This window comes from Paraburkholderia fungorum (genome assembly GCF_046027215.1).
Lineage (GTDB): Bacteria > Pseudomonadota > Gammaproteobacteria > Burkholderiales > Burkholderiaceae > Paraburkholderia > Paraburkholderia fungorum_D.
Genome location: NZ_JAQQEN010000001.1, coordinates 4,230,212 through 4,249,441, shown reverse-complemented (window position 1 = coordinate 4,249,441; position 19,230 = coordinate 4,230,212). Strand labels below are relative to the sequence as shown.

The 19,230-nt window shown below is 62.4% G+C and carries 17 protein-coding genes; 12 read left to right on the top strand and 5 right to left on the bottom strand.

The window, feature by feature from the left end:
- Positions 1 to 7 precede the first annotated feature (7 nt).
- The gene (gene hemB / locus PQR27_RS19050) at positions 8 to 1,006 is read right to left on the bottom strand and encodes a porphobilinogen synthase (RefSeq protein WP_408525093.1); all 999 of its coding nucleotides are present in this window, start codon (positions 1,004 to 1,006) and stop codon (positions 8 to 10) included.
- Positions 1,007 to 1,257: 251 nt separating this feature from the next.
- Complete coding sequence (gene yihA / locus PQR27_RS19045; protein WP_408525092.1) at positions 1,258 to 1,911, bottom strand: ribosome biogenesis GTP-binding protein YihA/YsxC; 654 nt, start codon at positions 1,909 to 1,911, stop codon at positions 1,258 to 1,260.
- A 216-nt stretch (positions 1,912 to 2,127) separates the two neighbouring features.
- Here yihA and PQR27_RS19040 point away from each other — a divergent pair, with 216 nt between their 5' ends.
- From PQR27_RS19040 to msrQ, 5 genes are all read left to right on the top strand, one after another.
- Positions 2,128 to 2,781: a c-type cytochrome gene (locus PQR27_RS19040; RefSeq protein ID WP_408525091.1), complete on the top strand. Its 654-nt coding sequence runs from the start codon at positions 2,128 to 2,130 to the stop codon at positions 2,779 to 2,781.
- Between the two features lie 197 nt (positions 2,782 to 2,978).
- Complete coding sequence (resB, locus tag PQR27_RS19035; RefSeq protein ID WP_408525090.1) at positions 2,979 to 5,201, top strand: cytochrome c biogenesis protein ResB; 2,223 nt, start codon at positions 2,979 to 2,981, stop codon at positions 5,199 to 5,201.
- A gap of 4 nt (positions 5,202 to 5,205) precedes the next feature.
- Positions 5,206 to 6,417, top strand: a complete 1,212-nt coding sequence (ccsB, locus tag PQR27_RS19030) for a c-type cytochrome biogenesis protein CcsB (protein ID WP_408525089.1) — start codon at positions 5,206 to 5,208, stop codon at positions 6,415 to 6,417.
- Between the two features lie 198 nt (positions 6,418 to 6,615).
- A complete protein-coding gene (gene msrP / locus PQR27_RS19025; protein WP_408525088.1) occupies positions 6,616 to 7,611 on the top strand; it encodes a protein-methionine-sulfoxide reductase catalytic subunit MsrP in 996 nt (331 codons plus the stop codon).
- Between the two features lie 12 nt (positions 7,612 to 7,623).
- Positions 7,624 to 8,325 carry a protein-methionine-sulfoxide reductase heme-binding subunit MsrQ gene (gene msrQ / locus PQR27_RS19020; RefSeq protein WP_408525087.1) on the top strand — a complete coding sequence of 234 codons (702 nt, stop codon included), beginning with the start codon at positions 7,624 to 7,626 and terminating at the stop codon, positions 8,323 to 8,325.
- A 70-nt stretch (positions 8,326 to 8,395) separates the two neighbouring features.
- On the opposite strand, the gene lysA is transcribed toward msrQ, so the two are convergent.
- On the bottom strand, positions 8,396 to 9,658 hold the full coding sequence (gene lysA / locus PQR27_RS19015) for a diaminopimelate decarboxylase (RefSeq protein WP_408525086.1): 1,263 nt from the start codon (positions 9,656 to 9,658) through the stop codon (positions 8,396 to 8,398).
- A 9-nt stretch (positions 9,659 to 9,667) separates the two neighbouring features.
- Positions 9,668 to 10,042, bottom strand: a complete 375-nt coding sequence (lptM, locus tag PQR27_RS19010; RefSeq protein WP_408525085.1) for an LPS translocon maturation chaperone LptM — start codon at positions 10,040 to 10,042, stop codon at positions 9,668 to 9,670.
- 35 nt (positions 10,043 to 10,077) lie between these two features.
- On the opposite strand from lptM, the gene cyaY reads away from it, so the two are divergent.
- Complete coding sequence (gene cyaY / locus PQR27_RS19005) at positions 10,078 to 10,395, top strand: iron donor protein CyaY (protein WP_408525084.1); 318 nt, start codon at positions 10,078 to 10,080, stop codon at positions 10,393 to 10,395.
- Positions 10,396 to 10,480: 85 nt separating this feature from the next.
- On the opposite strand, the gene PQR27_RS19000 is transcribed toward cyaY, so the two are convergent.
- The gene (locus PQR27_RS19000; RefSeq protein WP_408525083.1) at positions 10,481 to 12,883 is read right to left on the bottom strand and encodes a penicillin-binding protein 1A; all 2,403 of its coding nucleotides are present in this window, start codon (positions 12,881 to 12,883) and stop codon (positions 10,481 to 10,483) included.
- Positions 12,884 to 13,135: 252 nt separating this feature from the next.
- Here PQR27_RS19000 and pilM point away from each other — a divergent pair, with 252 nt between their 5' ends.
- The 6 genes from pilM to aroB all read left to right on the top strand — a co-directional run bounded on the left by pilM (position 13,136) and on the right by aroB (position 19,168).
- The gene (pilM, locus tag PQR27_RS18995) at positions 13,136 to 14,128 is read left to right on the top strand and encodes a type IV pilus biogenesis protein PilM (RefSeq protein ID WP_408525082.1); all 993 of its coding nucleotides are present in this window, start codon (positions 13,136 to 13,138) and stop codon (positions 14,126 to 14,128) included.
- Positions 14,125 to 14,844 (top strand): PilN family protein, encoded by a 720-nt coding sequence (locus PQR27_RS18990; protein ID WP_408525081.1) that lies wholly within the window; start codon positions 14,125 to 14,127, stop codon positions 14,842 to 14,844. Before pilM ends, PQR27_RS18990 begins: the two co-directional genes overlap by 4 nt.
- Positions 14,841 to 15,761, top strand: coding sequence for a hypothetical protein (locus PQR27_RS18985; protein WP_408525080.1), 921 nt, complete (start codon positions 14,841 to 14,843; stop codon positions 15,759 to 15,761). The genes PQR27_RS18990 and PQR27_RS18985 overlap by 4 nt, the downstream gene beginning before the upstream one ends.
- Positions 15,761 to 17,425: a type IV pilus secretin PilQ gene (gene pilQ / locus PQR27_RS18980; RefSeq protein ID WP_408525079.1), complete on the top strand. Its 1,665-nt coding sequence runs from the start codon at positions 15,761 to 15,763 to the stop codon at positions 17,423 to 17,425. Before PQR27_RS18985 ends, pilQ begins: the two co-directional genes overlap by 1 nt.
- A 106-nt stretch (positions 17,426 to 17,531) precedes the next feature.
- Entirely contained in the window at positions 17,532 to 18,083 is a 552-nt protein-coding gene (locus tag PQR27_RS18975; protein ID WP_408441820.1) for a shikimate kinase, read from the top strand.
- On the top strand, positions 18,083 to 19,168 hold the full coding sequence (aroB, locus tag PQR27_RS18970; protein WP_408525078.1) for a 3-dehydroquinate synthase: 1,086 nt from the start codon (positions 18,083 to 18,085) through the stop codon (positions 19,166 to 19,168). Before PQR27_RS18975 ends, aroB begins: the two co-directional genes overlap by 1 nt.
- Positions 19,169 to 19,230 lie beyond the last annotated feature (62 nt).

Below are 19,230 nucleotides of genomic sequence, written 5' to 3'. Positions count from 1 at the left end.
CGTCAAATTACTTCTGCGCTCGCAAAATCCGCGCGGCGTCCAGCGCGAAATACGTCAGCACGCCGTCCGCGCCGGCCCGCTTGAATGCCAGCAGCGATTCCATCATCGCCTTGTCGTGGTCCAGCCAGCCGTTCTGCGCGGCTGCCTTCAGCATGGCGTATTCGCCGCTGACCTGGTACACGTAAGTCGGGAACTGGAACTCGTCCTTCACGCGGCGCACGATGTCGAGATACGGCATGCCGGGCTTGACCATCACCATGTCCGCGCCTTCGTTGATGTCCGCTTGCACTTCGCGCAGGGCTTCGTCCGAATTGGCCGGATCCATCTGATAGGTCATCTTGTTGCCCTTGCCGAGATTCGTCGCGGAACCGACGGCGTCGCGGAACGGGCCATAGAACGCCGACGCGTACTTGGCCGCATAAGCCATGATGCGCGTATGGATATGTCCCTCGCTCTCGAGCATCTCGCGGATCGCACCGATGCGGCCGTCCATCATGTCCGAGGGTGCAACAATATCGACGCCGACCTCAGCCTGCGTACGCGCCTGTTCGATCAGAATTTCGACCGTTTCGTCGTTGATCACGTAGCCGGCTTCGTCGAGCACGCCATCCTGGCCGTGACTCGTATACGGGTCGAGCGCGACATCGGTCAACACGCCCAATTCGGGGAAATTCTTTTTCAGTTCGCGGACCGCACGCGGGACCAATCCAGCAGCGTTGGTTGCTTCGCGGCCGTCCGGCGTTTTTAGCGACGGCTCGATGGCCGGAAACAGCGACAGCACCGGCACGCCCAGTTCCATGCATTGCTCGGCCACACCCATCAGCAGATCGACCGACACACGCTCGACGCCGGGCATCGACGGTACGGCTTGCCGCACGCTGGTGCCTTCGACGATGAACACGGGATAGATCAGATCGTTGGTGGTGAGGATGTTTTCCCGCATCAGACGGCGCGAGAAGTCGTCACGGCGCATGCGGCGCGGACGGTAGTGCGGGTAGAAGCTCATAAATGAATCGAAGAAACGTGGATGTGTGGAGTGGACAAGTAACGCCTGCCTCCGCTCCCGGAAACTTTTCGAGACAATGGTATATCATACCGATCGAGCAAGGCGCCTTGCGCTGACCTCCCCGCTTCTCCTCCCTGAGCGGGTGCCTGTCGTTTTTTCGATTAGGCTGTTTGACCCGCCGTTTAAGCGGCGGGTTTTTTTATGGGCGGCCGCAATCGTGCTTTCGCCTCGGCCGGCGGCAGGCGCCGCGACTACCGCGCAGCGTCGGCGTCGCCCTTCGCGCCGGGGATCAGCCAGCTTTCGATCAGTTCGTGCGCCTCATCGATCCCCACGCGTTTGAGCGCCGAGAACAGTTGCGCGGTCAGTTCGCCGCGGTAGCCGGCGGTCCGATATTCAGTCAGCCCTTTCTGCGTCGCACGTAACGCGTTCACGCTTTCCTGGCGCGTCAATTTGTCGCATTTGGTGAGGAGCGTGTGGATCGGCTTGCCGGTCGGCGCGAACCATTCGATCATCCGCCGATCCAGGTCCGTCAATGGGCGGCGCGAGTCCATCATGAGGATCATGCCGCGCAGTTGCGAACGTGACTGCAGGTAGGTGGAGAGCAGCGCTTCCCAGTGAGCCTTGGCCGCGCCCGGCACCTCCGCATAGCCGTAGCCCGGCAGGTCGACCAGATGTGCTGTCGGCTCGTCCGCCTTACCCACCGAGAAGTAATTGATATGCTGCGTGCGTCCCGGCGTCTTACTGGCGAACGCCAGCCGCTTCTGATTGCACAGAATATTGATGGCCGTAGACTTGCCCGCATTCGAGCGTCCCGCAAAGCAGATTTCGGGTTGCGCGGTGGCCGGCAGATCATGCAAGTGATTGACGGTCGTGAAAAAGCGGGATTGGTGGAGCAGGAAGGACATGATCAGGCCAGGATTCGAGACGCCGGGGAACCCGGAGTGGGGACGGGTCAAGCCCGACTGGCGTCTTAGCGATTAGCGAGTTATTGTACAATACGATGGTTTACTGAAAACCTGAGGGGGCCAGCCCGCGTGCCTTGGCGGCTCTCTACGGTCACTCGGTTGCCGTCGTATTTTGCAGAACCTCTAAAATCCCACAAGACGAAACAGGGTGTGCGAATGAATCGACTGTGCAAGACTCTGATGGTGCTTCAAGTAGCGGCAGGTCTTTCAGGTTTGGCAATTCAGGCACGAGCAGCAGATCCGGCAAAACCGGACGTCAATCGGGGGCAGGCAATCGCGGTGCAGGTTTGCGCGTCATGCCACGGCGCAGATGGCAACAGTGCTGGTGGCGCGTATCCGAAGCTGGCGGGGCAGCATCCTGAGTATCTGGTCAAGCAACTCAAGGACTTCAAGACGCAGCCGGGCGCCAGGCAGCCCGCGCGCAACAATGCGATCATGGCGGGTATGGCCGCGGCGCTGTCCGATCAGGATATGGTCAACGTCGCTGCGTACTTCGCTGCACAGACGCCGAAGCCGGGCTACGCGCACAACAAAGACACCGTTCCACTCGGTCAGAAGATTTATCGCGGCGGGATTGCGGACAAGGGCGTGCCGGCGTGCGCAAGCTGCCACGGCCCGACCGGGCAAGGGATTCCGTCGCAGTATCCGCGTCTGTCGGGGCAGTGGGCGGATTACACGGTGACGGAGCTGACTGCGTTCACGCAAGGTCCGCGCGCACGTAACAACAACGACGCGATGCACGCAATTGCAGCGCGTATGTCGGACAGCGAAATCAAGGCTGTAGCCGATTACATCGCGGGCTTGCATTAAGATAGAGGGCCCCCTACCTGTCGCTTCGCGACAGGCCCCCCGAGGGGGCGAGAAAACTTGGGGCGGCCCGGCGTTTTCTCACGAGTCCGCACGCAAGTGCAACCGGCCCGGTGAGGCCGGTAAAAAACAAGAAAAGGGTGAGGGCGTCGTGTCTACGACAGCCCTTCACCCTTTTTTGCTGTTCAGTCGGAGTATGAATGAGCGTCACCACGTCGGGTTTGCAGTCGAAGTCGGGCAACCGCATCACGCGCAGCATCGTCGAAGTAATGAGTTCGATGCGCTTCGCCATCGCCTTGCTCGTGATCCTGTCGATCGCCAGCATTATCGGCACCGTCCTCACGCAGGACGATCCGTATCCCAACTACGTCAATCAGTTTGGCCCGTTCTGGGCGGACATCTTCCGCTCGCTGAGCCTGTACACGGTGTACAGCTCGTGGTGGTTCATGCTGATTCTCGGCTTCCTGATGGTGTCGGTGTCGCTATGCGTGATCCGCAACGCGCCAAAAATGGTCGCCGACGCAAAAAGCTGGAAGGACAAGGTCCGCGAAGGCAGCTTGCGGGCGTTCCATCACAAGGGCGAGTTCGCGGTGCACGGCACGCGCGCGCAGACCTCGGCGGTGCTCGCCAAACTCTCGGCGAAGCTCGGCTACAGGTTCGTCACGCGTGAGTCCGAGGGCGCAACACTGATTGCGGCCAAGCGCGGCGCGCTCACCAAATTCGGCTACATCTCGGCCCACCTTGCGATCGTCGTGATCTGCCTGGGCGGTCTGCTCGACAGCAATCTGCCGATCAAGCTGCAAATGTGGCTGTTCGACAAGTCGCCGATCCGCGCCAACACGGTAATCAATGACATTCCGCCGGAGCATCGTCTGTCGCAGTCGAACCCGACGTTCCGCGGCTATGCATGGGTGCCGGAAGGGCAGCACGTGTCCACGGCGATCCTGAACCAGCCGGACGGCTCGCTGATCCAGGACCTGCCGTTTTCGATCGAGCTGAACAAGTTCATCGTCGACTACTACTCGACGGGCATGCCGAAACTGTTCGCGAGCGACATCGTCGTGGTCGACCATAAGACCGGCGCGCGCGTGCCGGCCCGGGTCGAGGTGAACAAGCCGTTTGAATACGACGGCGTCTCGATTTATCAGTCGAGCTTCCAGGACGGCGGCTCGCAGATGCAGATGACCGCCTACCCGATGACCGGCAACAGCGCGAAAACCGCGCCGTTCGGCGGCACGATCGGCGGCGACGCGCCTTTGAGCACGGCTACGCCGCTGGCGGACGGCCAGACCGTCGAATTTACCGATTTCCGTGCAATCAACGTCGAAAACGTCTCCAACGGCAGCGGCGCGAATGATGCGCGCGGCGTCGCCGCGCATCGCACGCTGAAAGAAGCGTTCGACGAACGCCTCGGTTCGGGCGCGAAGACCTCGAAACCGCTTGATCTGCACAACGTCGGCCCGTCGGTGCAATACAAGGTGCGCGACAAGGACGGCCAGGCGCGCGAATACAACAACTACATGCTGCCCGTCGATGTGAGCGGTGAACGAATGTTCCTCGCCGGCATGCGCCTGAATCCGGACGACCCGTTCCGCTACCTGCGCATCCCCGCGGACACGGGCGGAACGGTCAAGGAATGGATGAATCTGCGCGCCACGCTGGAGAATCCGGCCATGCGCGCCGCAGCCGCGCACCGTTTCGCATTGCGCTCGGTGCCGGGCTCGAATACCGAATTGCAGCAGCATCTGGAAGAAAGCGCGTTGCGCGTGCTGACCCTTTTTGCCGGCGCGGACCCCAGCATCAAGATGCCGAACGGCCAGACTGTCGGCGGCTTCCAGGCGATCGCCGGCTTTATCGATCACTCCGTGCCCAAGGGCGAGCAGGAAAAGGCGGCGGGCCTGCTGCTGCGTATGCTGGAAGGTTCGACATGGGATTTGTGGCAACTGTCGCGCGAGCAGCTCGGCGAGCCCGACGCGCAGGCCAATGCGGACGCCAGCCGCTTTGTCCAAAGCTCGATCAACGCCATTTCCGACAGCTTTTTGTATGGTTCGCCGGTCTACTTGCAGCTTGACTCATTCAAGCAGGTGCAAGCTTCAGTATTTCAGTTGACGCGCGCGCCGGGCAAAAAAGTCGTGTATCTTGGCAGCCTGCTCCTCGTGTTGGGCATCTTTTCGATGTTCTACGTCCGCGAACGGCGCCTCTGGTTCTGGCTCAAAGATACCGATCACGGCACGAATGTCGTGATGGCGATGTCGAGCGCACGCAAGACGCTTGATTTCGAAAAAGAGTTCGTTCAAACGCGTGACGCCGTGGGCGCCGCGCTGGGCGCCAAACTCACAGAAGCATCCGACGCCGCTGGCGGCACAGACAAATCCGGTAAAGCCGGCGCGCCGTCCGCAAGCTCACAAGATTCGACCCGGTAAGATCATGGACTTGACTCAGGTTTCTTCATCCTCCTCTTCGCCCTCGCGTCCGCAGAAAGCATTCGCGAGCGAGGCGCTCAACGTTGAGCAGTATGACGAACGGCCGTTCCTGAAACGGCTCGGTATCGTCGACTGGCTGTTCGCCGTTGCGATGGTTGCGGGCGCGGGCTTCGCGCTGTCGCGCTATCACCCGTTCATGAATTACTACGACAAACTGGTGCTGTGCTGCGCAGTGCCGGTGTTCGTCGTGCTCGGCTGGCGCTGGAAGCCGGTGCGTCCGCTGATGGTGGGTATCGCGGCGTTGTCGTTGCTGGCAATCCAGATCTACCAGGGCGATCTGACACGCGCCGATAACGCGTTCTTCCTCAAATATTTCCTGTCGAGCCAGTCCGCGATTCTGTGGATGAGCGCGCTCTTCGTGTTCGCCACCGTGTTCTACTGGATCGGCCTGCTGTCACGCTCGCCGACCGGCGCGGCGATCGGTTCGAAGATGACGTGGGCCGCAGTGGTGATGGGCTTCGTCGGTCTGATGGTGCGTTGGTACGAGTCGTACCTGATCGGCGCTGACGTCGGCCATATTCCAATCTCGAACCTGTACGAAGTGTTCGTGCTGTTCAGCCTGATCACCGCGCTGTTCTATCTGTACTACGAGCAGCACTACAACACCCGCGCACTCGGCGCGTTCGTGCTGCTGGTGATCAGCGCGGCTGTTGGCTTCCTGATGTGGTACTCGGTCGCCCGCGATGCACAGCAGATCCAGCCGCTGGTGCCGGCGCTGCAAAGCTGGTGGATGAAGATCCACGTACCGGCGAACTTCATTGGTTACGGCAGCTTTGCACTGTCGGCCATGGTCGGTGTCGCTTATCTGATGAAAGAGCGTGGCGTGCTGGCGGATCGCCTGCCGGCGCTCGAGGTACTCGACGACGTAATGTACAAGTCGATCGCCGTCGGCTTTGCATTCTTCACGATCGCGACGATTCTCGGCGCGCTGTGGGCCGCTGAAGCGTGGGGCGGCTACTGGAGCTGGGATCCGAAGGAAACGTGGGCGCTGATCGTGTGGCTGAATTACGCGGCGTGGCTGCATATGCGCCTGATGAAGGGGCTGCGCGGCGCGGTGGCGGCGTGGTGGGCGTTGACCGGCCTGCTGGTCACGACCTTCGCATTCCTCGGCGTCAACATGTTCCTGTCGGGCCTGCATAGTTACGGCAAGCTGTAATATCTGCCTCGCTGAGCCGACCAAAAACCGCCGCGTGCTTCGCACCGGCGGTTTTTTTATGGCTGGCGGAATATTCGCTGCATCCAACGTGTTCGTTAAACGAGTACCTATGGATGGCAGGGCGAATGGCTGGACAAGCCGATCATCAATATGGCCCCGTAAGATGTAGCGACCGATGGGCCGGCAAGGAGCAGCACGATGTGGATCAAGCGAAGCGACCGAATTCAACTCGTCGGCGATGACATCGCGCGCAGCGAAATCACGCCGCAGCGTATCTTCGAGAACCGGCGGCGCGTGCTGCAGGCGGCGGGCGCGTTGGGGCTAGGAAGCCTGATCGGCGTGAACGGCAAAGCCATGGCGGCGTACACGTCGCCCGATCCGAAAGCGCAGAAACTGGTGGCGAAGACCAACACGAAGTTTGTCGCGCTGGACAAGATCACGCCGTTCAAAGACATCACCACGTACAACAATTACTACGAGTTCGGCACGGATAAATCGGATCCGGCGCACAACGCCGGAACGTTGCGCCCGCACCCGTGGAAGGTGAGTGTGGAAGGCGAGATCAAGAATCCGAAGGTGTACGACATCGACGAACTGCTGAAACTCGCGCCGCTCGAGGAGCGCGTGTACCGGTTGCGTTGTGTCGAAGGGTGGTCGATGGTCATTCCATGGATCGGCGTGCCGCTTGCGGAACTGATCAAGCGCGTGCAGCCGACCGGCAATGCCAAATACGTGCAATTCATCACGTTGGCCGATCCGTCGCAAATGCCGGGACTGTCGACGCCTGTCCTCGATTGGCCCTATTCGGAAGGGCTGCGCATGGACGAAGCGATGAATCCGCTGACGCTGCTCACGATGGGCCTCTACGGGCAGGTGCTACCGAATCAGAACGGTGCGCCGATCCGGATCGTGGTGCCGTGGAAGTACGGCTTCAAGAGCGCGAAGTCGCTGGTGAAGATCCGCTTCCTCGACAAGCAGCCGTCGACCAGCTGGAACACGTATGCGTCGAACGAATACGGTTTTTATTCGAATGTGAACCCGAACGTCGATCATCCGCGCTGGAGCCAGGCGACCGAACGGCGCATCGGCGAGGACGGTTTTTTCACGCCAAAGCGCAAGACGCTGATGTTTAACGGCTATGGCGATCAGGTCGCATCGCTCTATCAGGGCATGGACCTGAAGAAGAACTTTTGATCAGCGGCGACTATGGCTTCCGATACACAACCCACCTCCGCGACCGCGCCGAAAGCGCAACGGGCGCCGCGCGCGCAACCACCTGCAACGGCAAGGCGGCCCGCCAGCGGCGCGCGCTGGATCGTGCCGGCGAAGATCGCGGTGTTTATCGCGGCATGGTATCCGCTCGCGCGCATTGTGTTGTTCGGTATGACCGACCGGCTCGGCGCCAATCCAATTGAGTTCATCACACGCTCAACGGGTCTCTGGACGCTCGTCTTTCTGTGCATCACGTTGGCCGTGACGCCGTTGCGTCGGCTGACTGGCGTGACCGCGCTCGTGCGCTTTCGCCGCATGCTCGGTCTTTATGCGTTCTTTTACGCGACGCTGCACTTCACAACCTACCTCTGGTTCGACAAGTGGTTCGACGTCGCTGCAATTATCAAGGACATCGGCAAGCGGCCGTTTATCACCGTCGGCTTTGCTGCGTTTGTGTTGCTAATCGCGCTGGCGGTCACGTCGCCACGCGCGATGGTGCGCAAGCTTGGGCGCCGCTGGCAGACGCTGCATCGCGCGATCTATGCGATTGGCGCGCTCGCGATCCTGCATTTCTGGTGGATGAAGGCGGGTAAGCACGACCTCGTGCTGCCGAAAATCTACGGCGCAATCATGCTCGCTTTGCTGGGCTGGCGATTGCTCGTCTGGCTGCGTGAGCGGAGGTTAAACGCGCGTTGATCGCCATAAGTAAAAAAGGGCGATGCCTTGACGGTATCGCCCTTTTTTATGATGCGTACGGTTTTGACGTTTACGCCGGCAGGATCGTTTCGCCCGCAAACAGCTGCTTGACCTCTTCGCGAGCGCGAACCACATACGCTTGTGTACCATCCACCATGATTTCGGCCGCACGCGGGCGCGTGTTGTAGTTCGAACTCATCACGAAGCCATACGCGCCGGCTGAGCGAATTGCCAGCAGATCGCCGGGTTCGACCGCGAGCAGACGCTCGCGACCTAGCCAGTCGCCACTTTCGCACACCGGGCCGACCACGTCGTACACGTGCGCGGGCACCGCGCGTTGCACTACTGCGTCGATCGCGTGATACGCCTCGTACATGGCGGGGCGCGCGAGATCGGTCATCGCCGCGTCGACAATCGCGAAGTTCTTTTCCGCGCCGGGCTTCAGAAACTCGACGCGCGTCAGCAGCACGCCAGCATTGCCAACCAGCGAACGTCCCGGCTCGAAATACACTTCGCGATGGCCGTGACCGCGCGCTTCGATACGATCGAGCACGGTGCGCACGAAGTCGCCGATTTCCGGCGGCGTTTCGTTGTCGTACGTGATGCCCAGACCACCGCCTACGTCGATATGGCGAATCTTCACGCCGTCCTGTTCGATCTGCTCGACCAGTTCCAGAACCTTGTCGACCGCATCCAGATAGGGCGCGACTTCGGTAATCTGCGAGCCGATATGGCAATCGATACCGACCACGTCGAGATGCGTCATGGCCGCGGCGGCGCGATACGTGGCGCGTGCGTCCTCGAATGCCACACCGAACTTGTTCGACTTCAGGCCGGTGGAAATATACGGATGCGTCTTCGCGTCGACGTCAGGATTCACCCTCAGCGACACCGGTGCCTTCTTGCCCATTTCCGCGGCGACCACATTCAGGCGGTCGAGCTCCGGAATCGATTCGACGTTAAAGCATTTGACGCCGGCCGCCAGCGCGTCGCGCATTTCGTCCGCGTGCTTGCCGACGCCGGAAAATACGGTGTTTTCCGCTTTGCCGCCAGCCGCCAGCACGCGCGCCAGTTCGCCGCCCGAGACGATATCGAAGCCGGCGCCGAGGCGCGCGAACACATTCAGCACCGCGAGATTGCTATTCGCCTTGACGGCAACGTGCACGGTCGCGCGACGGCCGGTGCACGCACCGGCGTATGCGTTCCATGCTTCGGTCAGCGCGGCGCGCGAATAGACGTACAGCGGCGTGCCGAACTGCTCGGCGAGGGAGACGGCGGACACGCCTTCGGCGTGCAGTACGCCGTCGACGTAGTCAAATGCGGATCGAGTCATGCGAAAGTCTTATTGAGCGGGAGTGACGGCGGAAGCAGGCAGCGGGACCGCGGTAGCAGCTGATGCGGCAGACGCAGGCGGCGCGGCGAGTTCGGTTTCCGGCGCCAGCGAAAGTGGCGTGCCCGAGGTGTCGGGAACCGTACCCACCTCGGCGCCGGTGTCCGTGCCGGATTTCACTTCATCCGGCGACGGCGGTTGCGTGCGGTCGATCGGTTTGGCCGGCAGCGGCGGCACGGTTGGCAAGTAGAGCGAACCGCGTTGCCCGCAACCGCCGAGCGCACAACCTGCGAGAATGGCCAAAGCCGCTACAATCGCGCGGGGCGCTGACACGCCGGGCTTCGATACGCCGGACGCCGCCGCACGCATCCGAGATACGACTCGCATGACTGTCCCTGAATAAATAATCGATGGAGTTTAGCATGTCCGATAGTGAATACCTGACCCGCGCGGAAGCCGCGCTAGCCGCCATCGAACGCGCGCTCGACGACACTGAAGCCGACATCGAATTCGAGCGCAGCGGCAATGTCCTGACCCTCGAATTCGAGAACCGCTCGAAGATCATCGTCAATCTGCAACCGCCGATGCGCGAGATCTGGATCGCGGCAAAAGCAGGCGGTTTTCATTTCCGTTTCATTGATGGCGAGTGGCGCGACACCCGCAGCGGCACGGAATTTTTCGCTGCGCTGTCGGAGTATTCGACGCAGCAGGCCGGCGAGCCGATCCATTTCGAAGCGTAAGGTCGAAGGCTCGTTTAACCGCAGAAACAGGAACGCCGCGCATCGAGCGCGGCGTTCTGCATTTCTGGCTGCATGCGGTGACGCTTCAGTGCCCGCGGAACAGATTCATGATGTCCTGCTTTTCCTGTTCGCCGACCTGTTCGGGCGCCGCCTCGGACGCCGAACCGTTCGCTTGCGCATCGAGCGCCGCCTGGCTGATGCCGACCGTGGCGACGAAACCCTGGCCCGGTGTGAAGTCCTCGAAATACAGTTCTGAGCCGATTTCGACCACGTCGTCGGGCTTCGGCATCTTGTACTCCGGCACGCCCTTGAGTGCGCGAGCCATGTAGTCGACCCATACCGGCAACGCCAGGCCGCCGCCAGTTTCCTTGTCACCCAGGCTGCGCGGGTTGTCATAGCCGATCCACGCGATCGCCGTGAGCGTGTGCTGATAACCGGCGAACCACGCGTCCCGCGAATCATTGGTCGTGCCGGTCTTGCCGCCGAGATCGGTGCGCTTCAATACATTGGTCTTCGCACCGGTGCCGCGTTGCGCGACACTTTGCAGCAGGCTGTTCATCACATACGCATTGCGCGGTTCGATCGCGTGCGGTGCGCTCTGCGCGGCGACGAGCGGTTGCGCGTGCGCGACCACCGCGCCGCGTTGATCGGTGACTTCCGCAATCAGATAGGGGTTGATCCGATAGCCGCCATTGGCGAATACCGAGAACGCGCCCGCCATCTGCAGCGGTGTCACCAGACCCGCTCCGAGCGCCATCGGCAGATAAGCCGGATGACGCTCCGCGTCGAAACCGAAACGCGTGATGTACTGCTGCGCGTACTTGGTGCCGATCTGGTTCAGGATGCGAATCGATACGAGGTTCTTCGACTTCTGCAGCGCGGTGCGCATGGTCATCGGGCCATCGAAGCCGCCGCCGTAGTTCTTCGGCTCCCACGCCTGGCCGCCGGTCTCAGCCGCGGTAAAAAAGAGCGGTGCGTCGTTGATCACCGTAGCCGGTCCAAGCCCCTTTTCGAGCGAAGCGGAATAGATGAACGGCTTGAAACTCGAACCCGGCTGGCGCCACGCCTGGGTCACGTGATTGAACTTGTTCTTGTTGAAATCGAAGCCGCCGACCAGCGCGCGGATCGCGCCATCTTGCGGCACCACCGAAACGAACGCGCCTTCCACTTGCGGCAACTGCGTGATTGACCAGTTGCCCTCGTCGTTCTTCACCAGACGAATGATCGCGCCGGGCCGCACGCGTTGATTCGGTTGCGCGCGTGTGCCGAGCGCGAATTGCGCATAGCGCAGGCCGTCGCCCTGAATGGTCGCGACATTGCCGTCGATGAAAGTGGCCTGCACCTGCTTCGGACTTGCCGACGTCACGACCGCGGCGATGATTTCGCCGTTATCGGGATGCTCGAGCAGGGCGTCGTCGATCGCCTGCTCGCGGTCGTCGGCGTCCGAGGGCAAATCGATGAACGCTTCCGGACCGCGATAGCCGTGGCGCCGTTCGTAGTCCATCAGACCTTTGCGCAACGCCCGGTAGGCGACGTCCTGATCGGCCGAGTCGATGGTGGTCACCACGTTCAGGCCGCGCGTATAGGCCTCCTCGCGATACTGCGCGTACATCATCTGCCGCACCATTTCCGCGACGTACTCCGCGTGTACGCTGAATTCCTTGCCCGCACCCTTGACGACTAGCGGCTGTCTGCTTGCTTCGTCATATTGTTCCTGAGTGATGTAGTGCAGTTCGTACATGCGCTGCAGGATGTACTGCTGACGCACCTTGGCGCGTTTCGGATTGACCACCGGGTTGTAGGCAGATGGCGCCTTTGGCAGGCCAGCCAGCATGGCCGATTCCGCCAGTGTCAGATCCTTCAGATCTTTGCCGAAGTACACCCGCGCAGCACTCGCGAAACCGTAGGCGCGCTGGCCGAGATAGATCTGATTCATGTACACCTCGAGAATCTGATCCTTGCTCAGCTTCGACTCGATCTTGTACGCGAGCAGCATCTCGTAGATCTTGCGCGTGTAGGTCTTCTCGCTCGACAGGAAGAAGTTGCGCGCCACCTGCATCGTGATCGTGCTCGCGCCCTGGGTGGCATGGCCATTGGTCAGTGCAACGAAACCGGCCCGCGCGATGCCGGTCAGATCGACGCCGCCGTGATCGTAGAAGCGCGCGTCTTCAATTGCGAGTACGGCCTTCTTCAGGCTATCGGGCACGTCCTGGATATGCACGATGTCGCGCCGTTCTTCACCGAATTCGCCGATCAGCACGTGGTCGGCCGTATAGATGCGCAGCGGCACCTTGGGCCGGTAATCGGTGAGCGCATCGAGCGACGGCAGGTTCGGGGTGGCCACCACCAACGCATAGCCGAGCACCAGCAGCACGCACAGAATGCCGGCGACGATCAGGCCCACGAAGCCGATGATGAGCTTCAGCCATAACGGGCGTTTGCGCTTTGGCGGCGCGGGCGGTGGAGACGTAGGAGACGTGGATTGCATATGGGCACCAAAAAACAGTCCCGCGATTATAGCCGCCTCGCTTTTCAGCTTTCGGCATGCTTACGACAGTTCTTGACAAGTCCTCGTGCCGTGCAGGAATGACTTCACTGTAGTCGCTTTGATGGTGCGCGGGGCGCGTGTCGCGCAACGTTAGCCATTTGGCTGAGTGTCGCGCGGCGGCGTGTCTACGCACAATTCTTCTTCGTTACTCGCGTTCGAATGGTTCGTCGCGTGAGTTTAAGGGAGGGCGTCATGGCGTTCAAAAGATCGTGGCTTCAGGACATGCAGCTTGGTGCGCAGCGATTTGCTGCGGGGATCGATGTCGGTTCACAGGCCGTGCGCCTGGTTGTGTTGAGTCAGCGTTCGCGCGCAAGCGCCGCACTGCAGATCGAATATGTGACCAGCGTGCCGCTTGCCGCGAGCGCGATGGCCGGTACGGAGATCGCCGACCGGCACGCCGTGGCGCGTGCGCTGCATGACGCATTTGCCGGGCTGCCGCGCGCCTGTGCGACGCAGGCATTGCGCTGCGCGATGGCGCTGCCCGCTTCGGCCACGTTGACCACTACGGTGCCGCTCGCGCAGCTCGCCGCGCTCAGCGGTTGTGCGGAAAACTGCGGGCATGAACTGGCCGAACTCGAGCCCGCGGTGATGAGCGAAGTCGAGCGCATCGCGGGACTCGAGCGGCACGCGTTGGCCGTCGACTGGTTTGTCGATGAAGCGCCTTCTCCGCTCCGCTCGGTCACGATCGCGGCGACTGCACGTCAGCATCTCGAAGCGCGAATCGAATGCGCCGCCACTGCTGGCATTTCGCTCACCGCGATCGACGGTGAACCGCACGCGGCACTGCGCGCCATGCGTTACGCGGCGAGCCATGAACTCGATCCGCACGAGCCGTATGTCGCGCTCTGGATCGGAGCGGATGGCGTGTATGGATGGCGTATTGGCGACGACAGCATTGTCGGCGAAATTCGCTATCCGGCGCCTGAGCATACCGACCTCGCCGACGCGTTGCGCGATCTCGCCCATGGTCCCGCACTCGATTGCGCATTGTTGAGCGGCGATATCGAATTGCTCGACGGAGTGGGTTTTTCGTCCGCCGACATCGCCGACGTTCTGGGCTGCACGGTGCTGCCGTTCGAGTGCTCGGCGCTTGGCGGTCTCGCGCGCGAGCTGAACGATCCGCTCTTGCACGAGCCAGCAGGCGCGGTCGCATTCGGTCTTGCGTTACGCGGGGTGCTGGAATGATGCGCGAACGTTTGCATACTGCGGGCAGACACGTGCCCGCTTCGTCGCGCGGCGCCCGGCACATCCGGCCGTGGCTCGGCGGTTTCAATCTGCTGCCTTATCGGCAACGCAATGCGCGGCTGGCGCGGCGGCGCTGCCTGCTCGAATGGAGTGCCGCCACGCTCACCGGGTGTGCCGCGCTGCTCGCATTGGCGGGATGGCAGGCATTCGAGAGGGCGCGGCTCGATGCGCAGCGCGCGTCCGTCGAGCAATCGCTCATGCAACTCACTGCACCGCTTTCCGAGCACGCGAAGTTATTGCAGGCGCAAGACGAGCAACGTAAAGGCGCCGCGCGAGCAATCAAGTTATCCGAGCCGCTCACCCGTGTGCGTGATCTGCTGGATGCGCTGAGCTTCGAACCCGGCGACGGCGTCGTGTTGCAGCAGTTACGTCAACGCGAGCATGAAACCGAGTTGCTCGCAACCTCGCGCGCCCACCTTGCTTCGGCCGACTGGCTCAAACGACTGAGTGCGATTCGCGGCGTGAAGGGGGCGGAGGTCAGCGACCTGCGTCGCTCGGCCGCACGCAACGGTACGGCAGCAACAGCCGGGGAACCCGGTGCGATTGAATTCGCCGCGCGTTTGCGATGGGACGACCCAGCGCAGAAAACGGCCAACCTGTCTGGCCTCGCTGCGCAACGTCCAATGAAATCTGAACAATCGAGAGGTGTGAAATGAGTACGACAATTGCCGATATCGGCGGCGCGGGGAGCGCACAGCTATCTTTTTCTCAATGGATGAAGCGTGCACGCTTGCCGCTCGATGCATGGAGCCGGCGGCGTCGGCTGGTAGTCGCCGTGTTGATCGCCGCGCTGGTGTTCGGGCTTGGCGCGCACGGCTTGATTGTGGCCGATCTGGGCGGGGTCGAGGCGAGCCGGACTGCATTGGACGCCGCCGTGAGGCATCTCGCCGATGCGCGGCGCGCGCTGACGCAATTGCCTTCGCTACGCCGCGGCGTTGCCGCAGCGCCCGCAGTGGGTTTGCCGGCGTCATGGACGTCAGCGGACGACGTACGAATCGTTTCCGAGCTGGCCGCGCAGAATAACGTCGTGCTGCTTTCGGTGGAGCCCGGCGCTGCGAGCGGCTCGGGCAACGAGACCATGCGTCCCATACAACTCACGGCGCAAACCGATTTCGTCCACCTGATGGCGTTTCTGCGCGGTCTGTCCGATCTGCCGGTGCTGGCCGTCCCCGCGGATCTCACCGTCAAACGGAATGGCGCGTCACTCGCACTGAGTGCAACGCTGCAGATGTTCAGCGCGCTGCGGCCGGTACCGTCAATGGCCGTTGCGGACGCGTTCGCCGACGAAAGTCTCGATTCGGATGACGAAGAAGATATCGTTTTCTACGATCCATTCTCGCTGCCGCAAATGCTGGCTTCAGGTGAGTTGCCGGGTGCTTCGCAACTGCGGCTGGTCGGCCTGCTGCACGATCGCACGCGCGCTCTGGCCTTGCTCGATACCCCGGACGGCGCAAAGACTGTCGCTTCCGGGCAGCAATTCGGCGCCGAGCGGCTCGCGCGGTTCGACGGGTTCAGCATTACGCTGGTCAATGGTGGTGCGACGCGCACGCTCGCGCTGACGGAGGCATCCTGATGAGGCTTGCGAAGCCATGGCGCCAGACCAGGTCGAGCCTGGGCGCGCGCCTATGTTTCTTGCTATGCGTCTACGCGGCGACGAACTCCGGCATCGCGCACGCTTTGACACAGCCACCGCCGTTGCCCGTGGGCATGCCGCTTGATGCGCCTTACGACGTACCGCCGCTGCCGCACGGTATCGTCACCGAAATGCCCAACCCGTTTCGCGACAGTGCCGCTGAAGAGCCGGGTGCATCGCGCGCGGCGACCAGTGCGACAACCGCTACCGAAGACGGTCGCCCCGCCGACCTTGACGCCGACGCTGACGGCTCGCAGCCGCTGCCAAAGCCACCCGCCGTCGTCCGCGATGTTGCCGTAGAAGCTGCGCCGCTCGAAGGGCCGCCGGTGCCGTTGCCCCCGCTCGCGCGTCTGAGCAACGCGCCGATCAATACGACAGACCCGACCCTTGCCGCAGACGACAAACCGATCTCGCTAAACTTCCAGCGGGCCGAGCTGGGCGCCGTGCTCAATGCGTTCGCCCAGTTCACCGGACTGAACATCGTCGCGAGCGAGAGAGTGCGCGGCGCCGTTTCGCTGCGGCTCGACAAGGTGCCGTGGCGTACCGCATTCGATACTCTGCTTGACGTCAACGGTCTGGCGATGGAGCGTCACGGCAATGTGGTCTGGGTGGCTCCGCTCGCCGATCTGGCCGCGCGCGAGCGGCAGCGCTTCGAGGCGCACGCGCGGGCCGCCGATCTGGAACCTCTCGCCAGCCGTACTTTCGAGTTGCACTATGCGCGCGCGGAAGACGTGCGGCGCCTGCTCACTGGTTCCGGTAATCAGCGGGTGCTATCCAAACGCGGCGCCGCGACCGCCGATCCGCGTACCAATCTGCTGTTCGTCACCGATCTCGAGGGGCGGCTCGCGCAAATCACGGCGTTGCTCGCGTCCGTCGATCGGCCCACGCGCCAGGTGTTGATCGAAGCGCGTATCGTCGAGGGCGAGCACGGCTTTTCGCGCAATCTCGGCGTGCGGTTGTCGATGGCCACGGCCAACGCCGACGGTACCGCGAGGGGGCTGACCGGCGGCGCGGACGGCACGGTCTACGATCTGTCGGCCCGGCCGATTTCCGGGTTCGACGCCGCGACCGCCGGGCTGACGCTGTTCGCGGCGGGCGCGACGCGGCTGCTCAACATCGAACTGAGCGCGCTGGAGGCCGAAGGGCGCGGCGAAATCGTGTCGAGTCCGCGGGTGGTCACGGCGGACCGCATGAAGGCGGTGGTCGAGCAGGGCACCGAGCTGCCTTATCAGGCGAAAGTGGGGCAGGGCGTCTCGGGCGTGCAGTTTCGCCGCCCCACGCTCAAACTGGAGGTGGAGCCGCAAATCATGCCAGACGGCCGGGTGGTGCTGGACCTCGACGTCGCCAAGGACAGTGTCGGCGAGCAAACCGACGCTGGGCCCGCGATCAACACCAAACACGTGCAAACGCGGGTCGAAGTCGAGGATGGTGGTACGGTCTCGATCGGCGGAATTTACGCGACCGATAACCGGGACGATGTGACGCGGGTGCCGGTTCTGGGCAAAATACCGGTTTTAGGCGCACTTTTCCGCCATCGGGCGCACCGCGACAAGCGCAGCGAACTGGTAGTTTTCATCACGCCGCGCGTTGTTCAGACAAATTAGAGGCATGCTCCCGCCGCACTCCAGCGGCGGCGCGCAGGCTCGACAAGGCAGCCGCTTTGCCAGTAAGCTGCGGCACGAACCATACCGGATTAGCCAGAGGACACCGTTGCAAGCGCGGGACGCACACGCCAATGTATTTTTCGTAGGGCTCATGGGGGCGGGCAAAACCACCGTGGGCCGGGCCATTGCGCGCCGTCTCGATCGCCCGTTCTTCGATTCCGATCATGAAATCGAGGCGCGCACGGGCGCGCGCATTCCGGTGATCTTCGAGCTGGAGGGCGAAGCGGGCTTTCGCGAGCGCGAAGCGCACGTCATTTCCGACCTGACCGGACGCGACAATATCGTGCTCGCAACAGGCGGCGGCGCGGTGCTGCGACCGGAAAACCGCGAAGCGCTGCAAAATCGGGGGGTGGTGATCTATCTGCGCGCCAATCCGCACGATCTGTGGCTGCGCACCCGGCGCGACAAGAATCGCCCGCTTCTGCAGACTGAAGACCCCAAAGCGCGTCTCGAAGCGCTCTACGAAGTACGCGACCCGCTATACAGGGAATGCGCGCATTTCGTGATCGAAACCGGCCGGCCTTCCGTCAACGGACTCGTCAATATGGTTCTGATGCAGCTCGAGATGGCCGGCGTCGCCAAACATCCTGCGTCATAATGGACCGTATGATTACCGTCAATGTCGAACTGGGCGAACGCGCCTACCCCATCCATATCGGGGCCGATCTGATCGGCCAGACCGCATTGTTCGCGCCGCATATCGCCGGCAACTCGGTCACGATCGTTACGAACACTACGGTCGAGCCGCTGTACGGCGAGAAGCTGCGCACCGCGCTGGCGCCGCTCGGCAAGCAGGTTTCGACGGTCGTTTTGCCGGACGGCGAAGCTTACAAAAACCTCGAAACGCTGAATCTGATTTTCGACGCGCTGCTGGGCTCCCGTGCCGATCGCAAGACCACCCTGATCGCTTTGGGCGGCGGCGTGATCGGCGACATGACGGGTTTTGCGGCGGCTTGCTACATGCGCGGCGTGCCGTTTATTCAGGTGCCGACCACTTTGCTATCGCAGGTCGATTCGTCGGTAGGCGGCAAGACCGGCATCAATCACCCGCTCGGCAAGAACATGATCGGCGCGTTCTACCAGCCGCAGGCCGTGATCGCCGACATCGGCGCGTTGCGCACGCTGCCCGCACGCGAACTGGCGGCGGGCGTCGCCGAAGTGATCAAGACGGGCGCCATTGCTGACGCCGGTTTCTTCAACTGGATCGAAGCGAACGTCGAGGCGTTGAATCGCTGCGAACCCGCGGCGCTGGCTGAAGCGGTCAAGCGCTCGTGCGAAATCAAGGCGTCGGTGGTGGCGCAGGACGAGCGCGAAGGCGGACTGCGCGCGATCCTCAATTTCGGCCACACCTTTGGTCACGCGATCGAAGCCGGACTTGGCTATGGCGAATGGCTGCACGGCGAGGCGGTCGGCTGCGGGATGGTGATGGCGGCGGACCTGTCCGTGCGTCTGGGCTATCTCGACGAAGCGGCGCGCAAGCGCCTGGTCGATGTAATCGTTGCGGCGCACTTGCCCACCCGGGCGCCGGCGCTTGGCGAATCGCGCTATGTCGAACTGATGCGCGTCGACAAAAAGGCTGAAGCCGGCGCGATCAAATTCATTCTGCTGAAGCGTTTCGGTGAGACGCTGATCACTCAGGCGCCCGACGCCGACGTGCACGCAACGCTGGCCGCCGCCGTCTAGATACGGAGAGGCATTGCAGCAAGGCATCGCGCATCGGCGTCCAAAGGCGCCGCCCATGTTTC